Below are 17,201 nucleotides of genomic sequence, written 5' to 3' on the forward strand. Positions count from 1 at the left end.
CGCCTGACGCAACCCGCGACGCCGATCCTGCCATTCTGTCCACAAGTTATCCCAAACCTGATCTGTGATCTTTCCGGATGCATACAGTCGCAAGGCACGCGCCTCTTCTTCATCGATTTCCTTCAGTTTGCGCTTGAGGTCAGCGCGCTGATCAGGCCGAATTCGGCCCAGTTTGTCTGCCACCTCCTCGTTATAGCTGGCCTGAATCTGCGGAATCAACTCGGGATCGACCTGTATCTTCATAAGTTCAGCGGGGATCAACGAATCGACTTTGTTGCAGCGAATGTTGATATCGCTACTTTCGATGCAGTAGTAGGATGTGCCTCCGCCAGGACGCCCAGTATTCGACGTTGATCCACTTAGACGCTGGATCCTTCCATCCTTCAACTGCACATGAATGAGCCCACGCAGGAGGTAATCATAGTTGGTAACACTCTTGGGGCGCTGCGTATGGCGCGTGGCAAGAATCGCCAGTCCCCGCTCAAACTCCTCAGTTGTGACCAGCGGTTTCCACAGTCCCCGAACCTGTTTGGGCGCAATACAGGCTTTCTCGCTGACCACCCATCCGGCGTAGAACCAGTTGCAGAATATGCGCGACAGACCATTGGCCGCGTCCTTACGCTTCCCGGAAGCATCGACCATCACAAAGGGACGTCCACTCCGAAAAAGGTGCCCCGTGCATGAAGCTCATCGCAGATTTGCGACAGCGTGTACTGATCGGTCAACAATAGGTCCCATGCAGTACGCCAGACCTTGAACTGCTCAGGATCCGGCTCGATCCATCGCTTGTAGCGACCCGTGTGAGTCTTGTCGGCTTGCTCCGCCTTCTCCTCGCAGTTGATGTAGCCATCCGGCGCTTTGCCGATAAATCCCCCGGCGCGTTGCTTCGCGCGCAGTCCACCCGTAACGCGCTGCCCCAACTTGATCGACTCACGCCGGGCAAGCGTGAATGACAGACTCACGAGAATCCGGTCATCAGGATCAATTGGATCAAGATCGGGGTAATCTGCAAAGCGAACGGCAACTCCGATTTCATGGAGTGCATCGATCGCCATCAAAGCCTCCGTATCGTTGCGACCGAATCGTTCAGCATTCTCTACCGCGACATGTGAGAAGTGTCCAGCACGGGCATGCTCAAGCATGAGTTGAAAGCCCGGGCGGTTGTTAGCGGATCGGCCGCTCAGATTGTCGATGTACTCGCCAATAACCGGCAGTGTTGCCCGGCTGAACAGCGATGACTCGATCGTATGGCGCTGCCGCCGCTGGGAGTTCTCGGGGTTCTGTGCCTCTTCGCTGCTGGTGCGGAGATAGACAGCCCATCCGTGCCTGGGCGGCGGTCTCCGGCTGCCTTGACGACTCATCGCATACTCCAATCATTCGTCTGGATAGCTTACATCGAGACGTCCGATCTGTGTTTTTTGGGACGGTTTTCATCGGTCTCATGCTCAGACGGGCTCGTATCAACGTTACCGGCGGGAATCTCGAATTGAACCCGGACAAGAATCTCCGCGACACGGATAATGCGCAGAATCATGTCGCCCATCTCCGGCGTGATGTTGATGCTGCGTCGCGCTGTTTTGCTGGCCATTGGCTCGTCGACTCCGGATAGAAACCCGTATTGATTGTCGCAGAGCGCGAGGCTAGAACTTGGCGAGGATTACAGCTCCAGGCTGGCAGAATTGCAGGGCTGCAGCGCACACCGCCGACCGGAACCCGCCCAGTAGTTCGCCAGCCGTCAACCGCCCTACGTCGAACCGCATTATCACCCCGTCCATCCCGTCGTCACGCAGATCCGTGATGAGCTGCAGCGGGACGTCGCGCGGGTCGAGATCGAGCACTTCCTCGTGATCCAACGCCGCGAGTTACGGAGGGTATCGGCACGGATCAGCCGGCGGATGCAGATGTCAAGCGACTGGAATAATCACAGAGACGTCCATTCAAACTAGACGGCGCAGCCGACCTGTGGCTATCCTGTGTGCCGGACGGACTCCGGAGACCGCGTAGGCAGACGCAACAGCCCGTATCCATCGCGTAGAGCAGGCATCATGAGCACGTTGCGCAATCGACGCACAATGCGGCCGCGCACGGGCTATGATCCCGGTAGCTTCGATTGAAAGAGGTGCGCCATGTGGAAGATCCTGCGGTCCGCACTTTGTTTGGCGTTCACACTCATTGGGCTTTCGGTACCCGCTGCAATGCAGTCCGATGTGTCGAGCCTACAGGTGGTATCGGTGACACCGGACCCGGACGCGACCGGTATTGCGACCGACTCCACCATCGTCGTGGCGTTCGATCGGCCGGTTGTCCCGCTCACGCCCACGGCGAATCAAGGTGAGCTGCCACAACCGTTGAGTTTATACCCGCATGTCGACGGCAGTGGTGTCTGGGTCAACACGTCGATCTATGTCTTTACGCCCAGCGACCACCTGGCGGGCGCGACCCGCTACACCGTCACCACGGCCGCCGGTCTTCGCGCGGCCGATGATTCACAGCTTGGCTACGACTACTTCTGGTCGTTTTCCACCCAGGCGGCGCAGATCCTCGATATCGACTTCAGTGAGTTCGAGTACCTGAGCAGTACGGTGGGGTATGCCGGTCTCGACACCACGGTCTCGTTTGTATTCAACCAACCGATGTCGCACGCGTTCGTCGAGGACGCCTTCAGCCTGACGCGCGCGGACTCGAACGACCGTGTGCCCGGGCACTTCACGTGGGCGGAGGACTCCACTCAAGTGACGTTCACGCCGGACGAGCGGCTTCAGATCGCCTCGAGTTATGTCGTTGGCGTTGCCGGACTCGTGTCACCCAATCGGTGGTCCTTCAACACCTATCCGCTGCCGAGGGTGAGAGAAACGACCCCGTACAACGGAGCTAGCGACGAGTACCCGCGTGGCTGGGTCAGTTTCGAGTTTGTATCGCCGATGAATTTCAACACCTTCCGTGATCGCGTTCGGATCGAACCTGAGCCGGAGGAGTGGACGCCCTACGCATACGACTCTCGGATTTCGTTTCAGTTTGACATGCAGTTCGCTACCCGTTACACCGTCACCATCCTGGCCGGCGTGGAAGATATCTACGGCAACCGTCTGGCCGAAGACGTTACGGTTTCGTTCACGACGAGTCAGCCAACCAATCAGGCGAATATCACCTGCCAATCCGCATTGGCCATCACCAGCGCAGCGGGACAGATCACGCAGATTCCGGGCGGAGTCAGCGGCACAAGCACCGTCGACATTGAGCTATCCCACCTGCCACTGGGCGACCTGCCGCGCGTAATGGAACGGGTTGCATGGGTGGATACAGGTGTCGGCGACGGTCAGGCATCGCATATCGTCCCCGAAGTCAATGAGGAGAACGTGGTCCGGCGCTGGCGCGCGACGTTGACCAGCGGCGACACCGCGAGTGCGGCTGTGGGCGTCCCGATCGATCCTCCCGAGGGGCGTCTCGCACCGGGCCTTTACCGAATTCGGACCGACGCCGAAGGCGATACCTACAACGATCAATGCGACTTCGCGCTGGCCGTCGCGACGGCCAACCTCACGATCAAGCGCGACGAGGACGGTCTGCTGGTGTGGGTGACCGACCTGCAGACCGCCACACCGCTCGAAGGAATCCCCGTGACGGTATACGACTACGATGGGCAGGCGCAGGGCACCAGTGTCACGGACGCGGACGGACTTGCGCGCCTTCCATCCGTTTTCGTTACTGCGACCACACCGGATGGCTATGAATACGCGGCACCGCATGCGACGGTCGTGGCGGCAAGTGACTCCGTGTACGGGATCTGGACAACCAAGGCGGCGTATTATGTGGCCCCCGGCGGTGGGACCTACCTGTACACCGACCGCGCGATCTACCGGCCGGGCGAGACGGTGTACTTCCGCGGTGTGATGCGTGAGGGTGTCGACATCGACTATGCCGTACCGGAGATCCAGTCGATCGAGGCGCATACTTACGGCTATAACTCGCCGGATGACCTGCTCGATGTCGAGCTGCCGGTGTCGCCGTTCGGGACGTTCAGCGGTTCGGTCACGCTGCGTGAAGACCAGCCACTGGGGCAGCTTCTTATTGCCGTCGGTGAGCCGGTTTACTACACCTGCGGGGAGTGCTATCCCTATTATGGGCCGTCGGTCTCGGTCGAGGTGGCCGAGTATCGCGTGCCCGAGGTCGACGTCGAGGTCACGCCGCAGACGCGTGAGCTTACGGACGGAGATGTCCTCAATGTCCTGATCGACGCGCAGTATTACAGCGGCGGTGGCGTTCCAGACGCGCCTGTCGAGGTTACCATCTACGCCCGAGAGGCGGCATTTCGTTACAGCGGGCCCGGGCGCTATTCGTTCCGCAATGACACACCGCGGCAGCCCGATGAACACTTCCTGCATCGCTACTACGGTCGAGAAACGGCTCTGGAGACAAATGAGCACGGGCAAATTCTGATTACGGAAGACATGTCCGGTTACGTGCCGCGATCTGCACTGCTGACGGTCGAAGCGGGCATTCTGGACCCGACCGGGGCCTCTGTGGGAGCTCGTGCGCAGGTCGTGCTCCATCCGGCTGATCTGTATGTCGGCTTGCATATGGAAGATTACTTTGTCGAGGCGGAGACGTCGGCCGATATCGACCTCATCGTCGTCGGTCAGGACAGTATTCCGGTCGCTGGCGTGCCCGTACGTCTCGAACTGTCCGAAATCCGCTGGACGCGGACCGAAGTGCGGGACGAGTGGGGCCGCTGGGAATGGATCCGCGAAGAGATTCCGGCCGGCACCCAGATTGTGACCAGCGATCTGGACGGTACAGCGCACGCCGAATTTGAGGTGTCGACAGCCGGCATCTATCGGGCGGTTGCAACGGTCACCGACCGCGAGGGGCGCGACAATCACAGCACGATCGAGTTCTACGCTACCGGGAGCGCCCCGGTGCTTTGGGGCCACCATCGCTCGCACGAGTTGACCATGATTGCCGATCGGTCTAGCTACAAGCCGGGAGAAACGGCCCGAATCCTGATCCCGGTGCCGTTCGTTGAGCGTGGCGACACATGGCTGCTGATCGGTGTCGAGCGCAAGCTGCGCTACGAGACCGACGTCATTCAGGCAACCGGGACGACCGTCGTGTACGAAATCCCGATCACTGAGGACCATGTCCCGAACATCGAGATGAACGTCGTCATGGTTCAGGGTGCTGGGCCGGACGGCCTACCAGACTACCGGACCGGCGCGATCGGGCTCGCTGTCGAGCCGGTCCGACAGCGACTCCACATCGACGTAGAACCATCGTCGACCGCCGCGCATCCGGATGAGACGATTGCGTTCGACCTTCACGTCACTGACTCGGACGGGCAGCCGGTAGTCGCTGAGTTGGGCATCAGTCTGGTCGATCAAGCGGTGCTGGACCTGCGGCCGCTGCCGGATCGCGCACTCGAGTCTGTGTACTACAGCCCACGTCCCAATGCCGTCAAAACGACCACCGGTATGACCGCCCTGCTTGAGCTGCAGTACACCTATGAGCACGATCCAGGCGGCGGGCAAGGCGGGGGCGGAGGCGGGATCCCGCAGCCCACCCTGCGTGACACGTTCGTGACCACCCCGTTGTGGAGCCCGCATGTCGTGACCGACGCGCAGGGAATGGCGACGATATCGGTTGAGATGCCGGATAACTTGACACGCTGGCGGCTGAACGTCAAGGGGATCACCCCGGCGACCCAGGTCGGGGAAACCGAGCTGGAACTCGTCTCCCGACTGCCATTCTGGATTCAACCCGGCGCGCCGCGCTTCTTTGTCGCCGGCGATCGCGTGCGGCTGATCGCCGTGATCCACAATGGGACCGACGAGGTCCAACAGGCGACGGTGACCCTGGACGCGGCGGGCCTCGACCTGCTGACCGAGCCTGTACAGCGGGTAACGATCACCGCCGGCGGACAAGTGCGCGTGACTTGGGATGTGGTTGCCGGCCAGTCCGAGTCGGTCGATCTGATCTTTGCTGCCGTGGCGGACAGCGGCTTGCAGGACGCGGTCAAGCCGCGTCTCGGCGAATCGACGACGATCCCTGTCTATCGCTACACCGCGCGTGACATCGTCGGAACCAGCGGCGTGCTGTTTGAGCCGGGCGTGCGCGTCGAGCAGATCGCCTTGCCGACCGACCTGCCGATCGACGACGGCGCGCTCGTGATCGAGACGTCCCCGTCGTTGGCTATGGCCGCCGTCGACCAGCTGGACCGGTTTGTGCCACGGGAAGGCGCTAGCACCGAAGCCGCGATCAGCACCGTCTTTCCGGCGGCGCTTGCGGCGAATGCCCTCAGCCGGATGGGTGCCGACACCACTGATGTCGGCGACCGGTTGGCCGATGCGCTGGAGGTCACGCTGCCGCAGCTCGCGGAAACACAGAACGCGGACGGCGGGTGGGGATGGTTCGGTGGACTGTCCAGCGATCAGTTGGTCTCGGCGTATGTCGTGATCGGCCTCGGCGAGGCGCACGCGGCGGGGCACAAGGTGCCGGACGAGATCCTGCGGCCGGCGATTCGGTTCCTCCGGCGTCAGCTCGCGACCGTAGACCTTGATACGCCGGCGTATGCGCTGGATCGGCAGGCGTTCGTGCTGTTCGCGCTGACGGAGTGTTCACGCCACGGGCTGTGTACGGGTTCCACCGCGCGCTGGGAGTCACCGCTTTCTGCGCTGCTCCACTACCGTGAAAAGTTGTCGACTGCGGCGCGGGCGTTCGTCTTGATGAGTTTGCTGGGCATCCAACCGGACTCGCCGCTGACCGACACGCTGGTATCGGATCTGACTGGGGCAGCCGTGCGCTACGCCACCAGCGTGTACTGGGAGGAGCCTGACGCGGCCAACTGGGGCAGCACCCATCGAACGACGGCTGTTGTGCTGATGGCACTCCTCCGGGCCGCGGCGGACCCGGCTCAGCTCCCCGATGCTGTGCGCTGGTTGGCGCAGTCTTATACTGGAATCGGCTGGCGCAGTACGCAGGCGATGGCGTGGTCGGTCGCTGCGCTGGCGGAGTGGATGGTTACGACTGGCGAAGGGCAGGCAGACTATCCGCTGCAGATCATACTGAACGGCGATACAGTGCACACGCAGGACGTATCATCGGACGACATCGCTCGCCGCGCGATCGTCCAGGTGCCGGCCGACGAACTGTCAATCTCTGTCCCGAATCAGGTGGCGATCGAGCATGGTGAGGGTCCGGGCGCACTCTATTACACAGCGGCCCTCGATGTCCGCCTGCCTGCGGAACGGGTGGATGCAGTGAGCCGGGGCATATCGGTCACGCGCGAATACTTCGTCAACGACGATGAACTGCCGTCGCTGACCGCTCAGGTTGGCGATCGGGTGACAGTGCGGCTGACGTTGATCGTCGCGAGCGATCTGGAATATGTGATTGTGGACGACCGGCTTCCTGCCGGGCTTGAAGCTGCCGACGGGCGGTTGGCCACCGCGCCGCCCGGAGCACCCCTCCCTGCACTCACACGCGACGATCCGCGCTGGTTCTGGGGCATGTGGGCGTTCAGCCGCACCGCACTACGGGACGAAGGCGCGCTGCTGCATGCGCTGGCGCTTCCGCGTGGCACGTACGTCTACAGCTATCCGGCGCGGGCAGTCAGCGCCGGTGAGTTTCAGGCGGTCCCGGCTGTGGCCCAACAAATGTACTTCCCCGACGTGTTCGGTCGGTCAGCCGGCGCGATCTTCCGCGTCACCGGGCCATAAGCGTAGTGGTGTTGCCCGATGAAATCGAACGGCGCAGTCGATAATCGACTGCGCCGCTGTCGTGCCTAGCACTCAATATCGGCCGGCGCGGGCATTTGGACCTCGTTGCCACTCCGTCGCATGGTCTCAAGGTCGGTGACGGCCCCGTCTCGACCAGCGTCAGATGTTGTGAAGACTGGACGATAGCAACGCATCCTCTCGCTCAGCATGCGGACCGGCTTCACGTTTCTCTCGATCTGGCCGCGCAGTGATCCAGAGTAAAGGGATTTCACCGCTGCTTGTTCCGCCTCCGGGCGCAGTGTCGACCCGCAGACCCGCTAGACCACCCGGAACTGCGGCTCCCCACCGCGCAGGACTGCCAGACATTCCTCGAGCGCAATTCGTCCCATCGCCCGGGTCGCATCGTCGGAATGTGCGCCCGTGTGCGGCGTAACGATCACCTGCTTGAGGGCAAGCAGCGGATCGCTCGGATCAGGCGGCTCGCGGTGGAACGTATCGAGCGCTGCACCAGCGAGATGTCCGCTTTGCAGAGCCTCGATCAGCGCATCGTCGTCGATGAGTTCGCTGCGCGCGGTATTGATCAGATACGCTCCGGGCTTCATCGTGCCGATCAGCGCCCGGTCGAGCATCCGTGCTGTCTCCGGCAGCACCGGCAGGTGCAGCGACAGGAAGTCGGCTTCGCGAATGACTTGGTCCCGATCCATCCACAGTACGCCGAAGGTGTTCGCCTGCTCAGGCGTGACATTGGGATCGTAGCCAACAATGCGACTGCCGAATCCGCGGAGGATCTGCGCGGTATGCCGACCGATCGCCCCGAGGCCAAGCAGGCCGACGGTCTTGCCGTGCAGGGTCACGCCTTTGAAGCGCGGCCATGCCCCGTTACGCGTCTGGGCATTGGCTTCGATCAAGTGCCGTGCGAGCGCGATCATCAACCCTACAGAAAGCTCGGCGACAGACACGGCATTGGCACCGGGCGTGTTGGTCACGACAATGCCTTTTCGACGCGCCGCCTCCAGATCCACCCGGTCAAGCCCGACGCCATAGCGCGCGATGATTCGCAGGCGATCAGCAGCAGCGATGACTTCGCCGTTGATCTCGTCAAGACCGGCGATCATGCCATCGATCCCGGGCACCATCGCCGCCAGTTCGGACCCCGTTAACGGGTGACCGGCGGGGTTATAGATGACTTCACCTACGGTCTGTTCGAGCTCGCGCCGCAGCGATGGATCGTCAAGCCCGTACGAGGTCGCCGTGACTAACACGCGAAATTGTTTCAGGTCGGTCATACAGCCTCTCCGACTGGATCGAAGGTAGCAACGATTACAGCGCGCCCATCAGATCAGCAATCGCTGACAGGGGGCGCCAAGTCTGTTCATACACCTCCAGGATCGCGCGATAGCGTGCGACCTGTTCGGGTTCGGGTGAAGCGAGGTCCTCCCGGACGATAAGGGAGTCGACAGCGTCGAATCCGGCCCATAGGCCGCTGCCAACCGCTGCGACTGCGGCCGCGCCGAGGGAAGCGGCGTCCTGCCCGACATTGGCCTTGGTGAACGGTCTGGCGAAGACGTTCGCAAACATCTGCCGCCATCGGGCACTGTTGCTTCCACCTCCGACCATCAAGATGTCGTCTTCCAGCGCGACGAGCTGGCACAATCGCTGGTACATGATGCACAGGTCAAACGTGATTCCCTCCAGCACCGCGCGTACTAGATCGGCGCGGGTATGGCACAGGTCAAGCCCGAGAAACGCGCCGCGCATATTCGGATTGCCGTAGGCCGCCGATCCGCCCGCCAGACTGGGATTGAAGAACAGACGATTTGCGCCGATCGGCGATTGCAGCGCCAGTTCGACCATGCTGTCGTAAACGTCGTGTCCTTCGGCCTCTGCCTGCTGTTTAATATCCGAACACACGACATCCCGAAGCCAACGGAAGCTGCTTCCTGCCGCGAAGATCGATGTCGCTGACGTGAACTGATGCGGGATGACATGGGCGAACACGAACGGCTTGATCGACAGGTCGACAACCGGATGCTCCGAGGAAACCGCCAACCATGCCGACGAACCCAGCGACAGGTAGACTGAACCCTCGCGGGTGTTGCCCGCCCCTAGCGCCATGCAAGCGTTGTCCACGCCGCCGCAGAATACGACGACATCCTGTGACAAACCGAGTGCCTCCGCCGCGCTGGCGGTCAGCGTTCCTAGCGCTTCGGTCGACTCGACAATCGACGGGAACAATTCGGGGCGGAGTCCGCTGGCGGCAAGCAGTCCACGGTCAAACATGCGTTGGCGCAGGTCGTAGACGCCGCTGCCTGACGCGTACGAGTGATCCGTGCGGATCATTCCCGTCAGGCGGAAGTTGATGTAGTCCTTCGATCCCAAGACCACCTCTGTCCGGGCAAAGAGGTCAGGTTCGTGGTCGCGGTACCACATGATCTTGAACACGGAGTAGGTTTCGCGCGCGAATCCGTTGCCGGTCTTCATGTACCAGTCGTTGGCGTCTACACGTTCGAAATAGTGGGCGGCTTGTTCCACCGGTCGCGTGTCCGACCAGATCGGGACCGTCTCACGCAGGAGCTGGCCGTTGGCGTCCAGCGGCACGACGGTCAGGCTCTGCCCGGAAAGCGCAATGCACCGGACTGTCGCGGGTTCGACGCCGCTGGTGGCGAGCAGCTCACGTGTACTCGAAACCACCGCGTCCCACCAATCCCGCGGGCGCTGTTCATGCCAACCGGAATGCGGGTAAAAGGTTTCATAGGCCCGGAACACGGCAGCAAGCTGCACCCCTGCCGCGTCGTAGAGCGACGCCTTACAGCCACCGGTCCCAAGGTCGTAGGCGAGAATAGTGTTCATGAGATCTGGACTACTCCGTCAGGCAGCTGTTTGCACGTTGTTACGATCGCGATTGCGGCCTGCAAGTTGATCCCGAATCGACGTGCGCCAAGGCGATACATCTGAAGCATGGAGTCGAGGTCGCGAATGCCGCCCGCGGCCTTGATTCCGATGCGGCCAGAGACCCGGGCAGCAATCCATCCTACGTTCTCCAAAGTTGCACCTGAAGGTGCCCAACCGGTGGCAGTCTTGACGTAGGCCGCGCCTGCTTCCACACACATATCGCAAGCACGCTCGATCTCATCGCGGGTCAGGTAATTTGTCTCGAGGATGACCTTGGTGGGCACGTCGACCGCGGCAATAATGGCGTGAAGCTCGTCGCGCACATACGCGTCGTGACCGGATCGCAGCTTGCCAACGTTGATCATGACGTCCATCTCATCGACGCCATCTTCAACGAGTTGGCGGGCTTCAGCAACCTTGATGGACGAGTGAGCCCCGCCGGATGGAAAACCGACGGGCGCGCCGAGCGCGATGTCAGCGATGTCAGCAAGCAGATCACGCGTGAACGCGACCCATGCCGGAAGCACGTGAACGGCACCGAAACCGTGCTTCTCTGCGGCGTCGACCAATGCGCGAATGTCGCTCTCGCCATGAGGCGCCTGCACTGCGCTGATGTCGATCATTCGGGCGACCTGTGCGGCCGTTAGTGTTGCCATGCCGTGTCTACCGCCTCCTAGCCCGCGCGCTTCTGGGCTTGGTCTTGTGGGAATCAGGCCAGACGCGTCCCCGTGCTTCGGTCGAACAACAAGATGTGGTCCGGATTGAGCGACAACCACAGCGGCTCTCCGCGCCGAGCCGTCAAGCGATCAGGCGTGGTGACCAACTGCAGGCGCGAGCTATTGGCATTCACGCTGACGATCACCGTATCCCCGACGGGCTCCAACACGAAGACTTCGGATGGAACGGTGTGACTTGCGTCCGCCGTTTCCGAACCCGAGATGTAGAACGGTCGAATGCCTACAGTGACTTCGCGCGGAAGCGATTGGCTCTGCGCCAGCGCGCTGGCCGCTGTGGGCAGCGGCACCGGGCTCCCGTGGAACATGAGCCGGCTGGTGCCGTTCACCTGCTCGACCTCGCAGTCAAGGAAGTTCATGGGCGGCTCGCCGATGAACCCGGCGACGTACGTGCTGACCGGGTGGTGGAACACCTCCTGCGGCGTGCCGATCTGGACAATGCTCCCGACATCCATGATTGCGATTCGGTCCGCAAGCGCCATCGCCTCTTCCTGATCGTGGGTGACGTACAACATCGTGTAGCCGAGATCGATGTGCAGACGCTTGATGTACGAGCGCATTCTGCTGCGCAGGCGGGTGTCGAGGTGCGAGATCGGCTCGTCCATGATGAACACGTTCGGCTGGCGCATCAGCGCACGGCCCAAGCCTACGAGCTGCGACTGACCGCTGCTCAGGTTGCCCGGCTTCAGCTGCAGGAGGTCGTGACACTGGAGGATCTCGACGATATCACGCACCCGCCGGTCGACCTCTTCGTTCCGAACGCCGGCCGACCGCATCGGAAAGGCCAGGTTCTCGTAGACGGTCAACGTCGGGTACAGAGCGTAGGTTTCGAAGACCATCGCAACATTTCGATGCTGTGGCGGCACCTGATTCATGGGCTTGTCATCGAAGTAGAGCTCTCCCTCGGACAGCTCTTCGAGCCCGGCGATCATGCGCATGGTGGAGGACTTGCCGCAGCCAGACGGTCCGAGCAGCGCCATAAACTCGCCGTCAGCGATCTCGAGGTTCACCCCGTTAACGGCCCACGTGCGACCCCGATCGTAGCTTTTCCTGATGTTCTGCAGTCGAACGCTCGCCATCGTCTACGCTCCTTCCGGCGCGTGCTGGGTGGACACCGGATGTGCGATCGCCAGCTCATCGCGGAAGAGATGATAGGTAGCCGGAGCGATATCCAGCCAGACCGCATCCCGCACACTTAGCTTGCCATCCGTAGTGGTGGTTACCTTCACCAAGTGCGGGCCGACCTTGACTGTGACGATGTCGCGATGGCCCAGCGTCTCGACAACGTACACCTCGGCAGGGACGCGGTGGCCACCGTCTTCGATCGGACTGATCGACAGATCGGTAGCACGAACGCCGATGCGCAAACTCTTCGACGGAGCCTGTGCGCCGAGGTCACGCGCTGCATCGGCGTACACGTCGACGTGGATAGGCGCTGCCTCCGTCCCGCGCACGACCAACTGTGGCTTCGCGCCTGACGCGTCGAAGTCGACGTCAAGAAAGCTCATCGGCGGTTCACCGACGAAGCTGGCGACGAACTCGTTGGCTGGCCGATGATAGATCTCGTCGGGCGTGCCGAATTGCATGACGTTGCCCTGGTTGAGCACCACCATGCGGTGAGAGAGCGACATCGCCTCGCGATAGTCGTGGGTCACATGGACGACGGTCGCCTGCTTGCGTTCGCACAGCGCTTTGAGTTCGCCGCGCATGCGGTGACGGAGTTTGGCGTCGAGGTGCGAAATCGGCTCGTCGAGCAAATAGACGTCGGCATCGCGGATGAGGGCTCGGCCGAGGGCAACGCGCTGGCGCTGACCACCGCTGAGGAAGCCCGGCCGGCGCGAGAGAAACGGCTCGATCTGCAGGATGCCCGCGATCTCATTCACGCGCTTGTCAATCTCGGTCTGGCTCAGGCGCCGCGCACGCAGCGGAAAGGCCAGATTGTTGTAGACAGTCATATGCGAATACAACGCGTAGTTCTCGAACACCATCGACATGTTGCGGTGTTCGGGGGGAACGCGGTTCATGTCGTGCCCGTTGAGGTAGATCTCGCCCTTGGTCGGATCGGTGATTCCAGCGATCAGGTTGAGTGTCGTACTTTTGCCCGCCCCGGCAGGCCCGAAGATCACGATAAACTCGTTCTCGTGACACTGCAGACTGAGATTGCGGACAGCCGTTTTGGCTCCGTATTTCTTGGTGACGGCGCGCAGCTCTAACATGTCCTACAGCTCGCCTTTCACTTCTTCTTCGGCCTCACGGCGCTTGCGAGCCGTTGCACTGCGCTGCCCTTCGGCAAAGAACAATATGCCGGCCAGCAATGCAACGATCAGGCCGGGGCCTTCACATGCCCCCACGGCGTCTTCAAGAAACCGGAGCCACACCAGACCGATGAACACGGTGATGATGGCTGACCAGAACAGACGATCCCACGCTTCAGAAAGTGTCATTGTGTATCGTCTCCCGGATCAGCCGCGCACCGCGCCGAACGTCAGGCCGCGGACCATATACCGCTGCAGCGCGAGCGCGAACAACAGCATCGGGACGACACAGACGACGGCCGCTGCTGCCAACGGTCCCCACAGAATGCCCTGCTGCGAAATGAAGCCGGATACGCCGACCGTGATCGTGCGGGCGACATCACGGGTCAATATGAACGCGAACAGGAACTCGTTCCACGCGAACATGAGGCTGAAGATCGCGGTCACCGCGATGCCCGGGGCGGCCAGCGGCAGCACAACGCGGACGAACGTCTGCAGCCGCCCGTAGCCATCGAGCCGCGCCGAATGCTCCAACTCCTTGGGGATATCCTGAAAAAACGAGTGCATCAACCAGATCGCAAACGGCAAGTTCAATACGGTATACGCGATGACCAGCGCGCCCGGCCGATCCAGCCCGATCGACAGGAACTTCCCGACTTCGGTATTGCCTATCTCTCGAAATATCAAGAAGAACGGAATGATGACCGCAATGCCCGGCATCATACGCGTGGTCAAAATGAAGAACATCAGGTGTCCGTCGCCCGGGTTGAAGCGGGCGAAGCTGTATGACGCCAACGAGCCGAAGATGACAACGAGCACGGTCGACAGCCCGGCGACCAGCAGCGTGTTTCCGATGAACAGCCCGAAGTCGGCCTCCTCGAACGCATACCGATAGTTTTCGAATGTCGGCGTGAAGGTCCACGTGGGCGGACGGGTCAGAATGTCTTCAGGTGCCTTCAGCGAGGTGGCGATCATCCAGTAGATCGGGAACAGGAAGATCACCAGCACCAGAAGCATCAGGGCATGCCGTACGATGTCAGCAAGACTTACTTTCGAAGATTGCATCGCGTCGATCTCCTCGCAATTCTGGGGCTAATCACGCCGCGCCCGTTCGCTGATACCGCGCATGAAGCGCCGCATCAACAACGCGGTGAAGACGACGATCGCGAACAGGAACAGCAGCGACATCGCGCTCGATTGATCGAGACGGAAGAACCGCAGCCCTAATCGGTATAAGTAGAATGTGACGACTTCTGTGGCCTGACCGGGACCGCCCTGTGTGAGCGAGAACACTGCATCGTACAGGCGCACCGCATCAATCGCACGCAGCACAAAGACGAGCGTGAGCACCGGCGCCAGCATGGGGAATGTCAGCGTCCGCAGGATCCGCCATGTCGAGGCGTTATCTAATCGTGCAGCCTCGAACGGTTCCTTGGGCAGCGATTGCAGGCCGGCGAGCACGATCAACGCGACGAATGGCGTCCACTGCCACACGTCGAAGATGATCACGCTGGGCATCGCGAGCTGCGTGCTTCCGAGCCAGTTCTGTTCGGGTAAGCCCAGCGCGGCCAAGATGCCGTTGTATACCCCGAACTCGGGATGATACATGTAGCGCCAGATCAATCCGACGGCGACCGGCGATGCGGCCAGCGGCAGGATGAACAGGCTGCGCGCCAACCCTTTGAACCACTTGATCTCGTTGAGTAGGAAAGCGATCGCGATCCCCAACGTCATCTCGATCGCAACGGCGATCACGCCGAAGGTCAGCGTACGCTGCACCGACGACCAGAAAATATTGTCGAACAGCGCAAAGCGGTAGTTCGCCAGCCCGACAAAGTCGCTGATGCCGCGCGGACTGGTGAGGTCCGCGAAGCGGAAGGAGACATTAATCGCGTATGCAAGCGGAAAAAGGGCAAAGACAAAGATGAACACCATCGCCGGAGCGATCAATAGTATCGAGTACCACGTGTCCGACAGAACGCGCTTGCGTGGCCCGGAAGTCGCCGCCGGCGGCGTCGAGTCCGCACCTGAAACCTGCAATACTTCGCTCATAACTTCCAGTTCCGTTTCGTTCGGCCGGGACTTCGTCACTGCGTTGGTGTCTCCTCGCCTCCACAAGTGGAGGCGAGGAGACTGGGATGTCGGCTGCCCGCTATCCGCCGTAGAACTCAACGTACGGGAACGGATGCGGAATTGGCGTATAGTCCTCGCCCAACGCGTCGTTGGCGACCTCGCAGGGACCGCCGCAGATGCGCTCGACGGCCTGTGCGAAGTTGGTCATCGCTTCGAGGATGGTCTGTTCGCCGCTGGCTGCCGCCGAGTAGTAGGTGGTCATCTCATCGTAGATCTTGCCACCCTGCGGGACGAACAGGTAGTTCGGGTAGTAGTTCGACTCCGCTGTGTGATCGAGGACCTGCAGTAGGGTCGGGTAGTGACCCATTGTGAGCGGATTGGCCGCGATCAGCTCTTCGTCCGACAAGATGCTCTGCAAGCCGCTCGAGCCGCCGCCAATCGCGAAGGCACGCTGCGCATCGTAGCTGGCCAGCCACGCCACGAAGTCAAAGGCTTCAGCCGGTGTATCGGTATCAGCAGAGACGCCGATTCCGAACGCGCCGACCCACGTGCTGGCACCCGGGGTCGGGGCCGTGCAGATGCGCGCACCGGGAACCTCGACCTCGGTCTTGATGACGTTGGGATACTGGTCAAGGTACAGCGGCCCCGTCTGGGCGATCAGGCCCTGACGCATCTGAGCAACGACCTCGTCGAACGCCGAGCTGGTCGCGCCCGGAGGGGCGTATGGCAGCAGGTCGTTGACATAGAGTGCCAGCGCGCTGAGGAAGGTGTAGGATAGCGTGCCGGGGGTGCCATCATCGTTGATGGCCTTGGCGCCCCAGCTCCACGCGATCGAGTTGACCTCGTCCTGCACATGCGGCGCGCGGGCGGCCATCAGACCAATGCCGTAGAAGTCCTGAGTGAGCGTCTGCCCTGCAAGCGTCTCGCCCGATGCGCGACGGAAGAACTCGGCAACATCGGCCATCTGCGGGTACGTGCGCGGGAAGCTCAACGGGTATCCGTACTGCTCAAGGAACGCGGCCTGTTCGCCGGCGTCTTCGAACAGATCGCAGCGATAGAAGTAGCCCATCGTGAACGTGTAGTACGGCAGACCGAACGTCTGACCGCGCCAGCGGCTCGTGGTCTCGAGCAGGGCGGGATGGATGTCCGCCAGCGTGGCCTCTGCGCGCTCATTGCCGGCGACTAGGTCGTCGATCGCGAGCAGATAGCCGTTCTCACTGAACTCGGCCTTCCAGCCGACGTCGTAGGTCAGGATGTCGTACGCGCCCGTGTCTGCGACGGACTCGAGTACTTGGTTCGCATACAACTGCGGGAAATCGATGTCGACGATGTTGACATCGATGCCGGTCTCAGCCTCATATTGAGCCGCAACCTCTTCGGCCCAGTCGGTATAGAAGCCAGCGATAGTTGCCCAGTTCAGCGTCACCTGCTGCGCGGCGATATTCACCATCGACAACGAAAGCAGAAGGGTCAGGACAACCGCCAAAACGACGAAACGAAAACCAATCTTCATGACCTTGTCTCCTCATAGCTCG

At 61.4% G+C, this 17,201-nt stretch carries 13 protein-coding genes; 1 reads left to right on the plus strand and 12 read right to left on the minus strand.

Features of this window, described 5'->3' with window-relative positions; genetic code table 11:
- Positions 1–641 precede the first annotated feature (641 nt).
- From IPM16_15585 to IPM16_15595, 3 genes are read right to left on the minus strand one after another with little or no spacing between them, the layout of a single operon-like run.
- A complete protein-coding gene (locus IPM16_15585) occupies positions 642–1,373 on the minus strand; it encodes a recombinase family protein (protein MBK9124520.1) in 732 nt (243 codons plus the stop codon).
- A 17-nt stretch (positions 1,374–1,390) separates the two neighbouring features.
- Positions 1,391–1,588, minus strand: a complete 198-nt coding sequence (locus IPM16_15590) for a hypothetical protein (protein MBK9124521.1) — start codon at positions 1,586–1,588, stop codon at positions 1,391–1,393.
- 52 nt (positions 1,589–1,640) lie between these two features.
- Complete coding sequence (locus IPM16_15595) at positions 1,641–1,838, minus strand: hypothetical protein (protein MBK9124522.1); 198 nt, start codon at positions 1,836–1,838, stop codon at positions 1,641–1,643.
- Between the two features lie 288 nt (positions 1,839–2,126).
- Between IPM16_15595 and IPM16_15600 the strand changes: the two genes are divergently transcribed.
- On the plus strand, positions 2,127–7,712 hold the full coding sequence (locus IPM16_15600; GenBank protein MBK9124523.1) for an Ig-like domain-containing protein: 5,586 nt from the start codon (positions 2,127–2,129) through the stop codon (positions 7,710–7,712).
- A gap of 317 nt (positions 7,713–8,029) precedes the next feature.
- Here IPM16_15600 and IPM16_15605 read toward each other — a convergent pair whose 3' ends face one another.
- The 9 genes from IPM16_15605 to IPM16_15645 all read right to left on the minus strand — a co-directional run bounded on the left by IPM16_15605 (position 8,030) and on the right by IPM16_15645 (position 17,179).
- Positions 8,030–8,998 (minus strand): phosphoglycerate dehydrogenase, encoded by a 969-nt coding sequence (locus tag IPM16_15605; protein MBK9124524.1) that lies wholly within the window; start codon positions 8,996–8,998, stop codon positions 8,030–8,032.
- Between the two features lie 34 nt (positions 8,999–9,032).
- Positions 9,033–10,562, minus strand: a complete 1,530-nt coding sequence (locus IPM16_15610) for an FGGY-family carbohydrate kinase (GenBank protein ID MBK9124525.1) — start codon at positions 10,560–10,562, stop codon at positions 9,033–9,035.
- A complete protein-coding gene (gene deoC, locus IPM16_15615) occupies positions 10,559–11,260 on the minus strand; it encodes a deoxyribose-phosphate aldolase (protein MBK9124526.1) in 702 nt (233 codons plus the stop codon). The genes IPM16_15610 and deoC overlap by 4 nt, the downstream gene beginning before the upstream one ends.
- Positions 11,261–11,313: 53 nt before the next feature.
- Entirely contained in the window at positions 11,314–12,417 is a 1,104-nt protein-coding gene (locus IPM16_15620; protein ID MBK9124527.1) for an ABC transporter ATP-binding protein, read from the minus strand.
- A 3-nt stretch (positions 12,418–12,420) separates the two neighbouring features.
- On the minus strand, positions 12,421–13,554 hold the full coding sequence (locus IPM16_15625; protein ID MBK9124528.1) for an ABC transporter ATP-binding protein: 1,134 nt from the start codon (positions 13,552–13,554) through the stop codon (positions 12,421–12,423).
- Positions 13,555–13,557: 3 nt separating this feature from the next.
- Positions 13,558–13,782 (minus strand): hypothetical protein, encoded by a 225-nt coding sequence (locus IPM16_15630; GenBank protein MBK9124529.1) that lies wholly within the window; start codon positions 13,780–13,782, stop codon positions 13,558–13,560.
- Between the two features lie 18 nt (positions 13,783–13,800).
- Positions 13,801–14,658: a carbohydrate ABC transporter permease gene (locus IPM16_15635; protein ID MBK9124530.1), complete on the minus strand. Its 858-nt coding sequence runs from the start codon at positions 14,656–14,658 to the stop codon at positions 13,801–13,803.
- Between the two features lie 27 nt (positions 14,659–14,685).
- Positions 14,686–15,570 carry a sugar ABC transporter permease gene (locus tag IPM16_15640; GenBank protein MBK9124531.1) on the minus strand — a complete coding sequence of 295 codons (885 nt, stop codon included), beginning with the start codon at positions 15,568–15,570 and terminating at the stop codon, positions 14,686–14,688.
- Between the two features lie 175 nt (positions 15,571–15,745).
- The gene (locus IPM16_15645) at positions 15,746–17,179 is read right to left on the minus strand and encodes an extracellular solute-binding protein (protein ID MBK9124532.1); all 1,434 of its coding nucleotides are present in this window, start codon (positions 17,177–17,179) and stop codon (positions 15,746–15,748) included.
- Positions 17,180–17,201 lie beyond the last annotated feature (22 nt).

This window comes from Candidatus Flexicrinis affinis, from assembly GCA_016716525.1.
Taxonomy (GTDB): Bacteria; Chloroflexota; Anaerolineae; order Aggregatilineales; family Phototrophicaceae; genus Flexicrinis; species Flexicrinis affinis.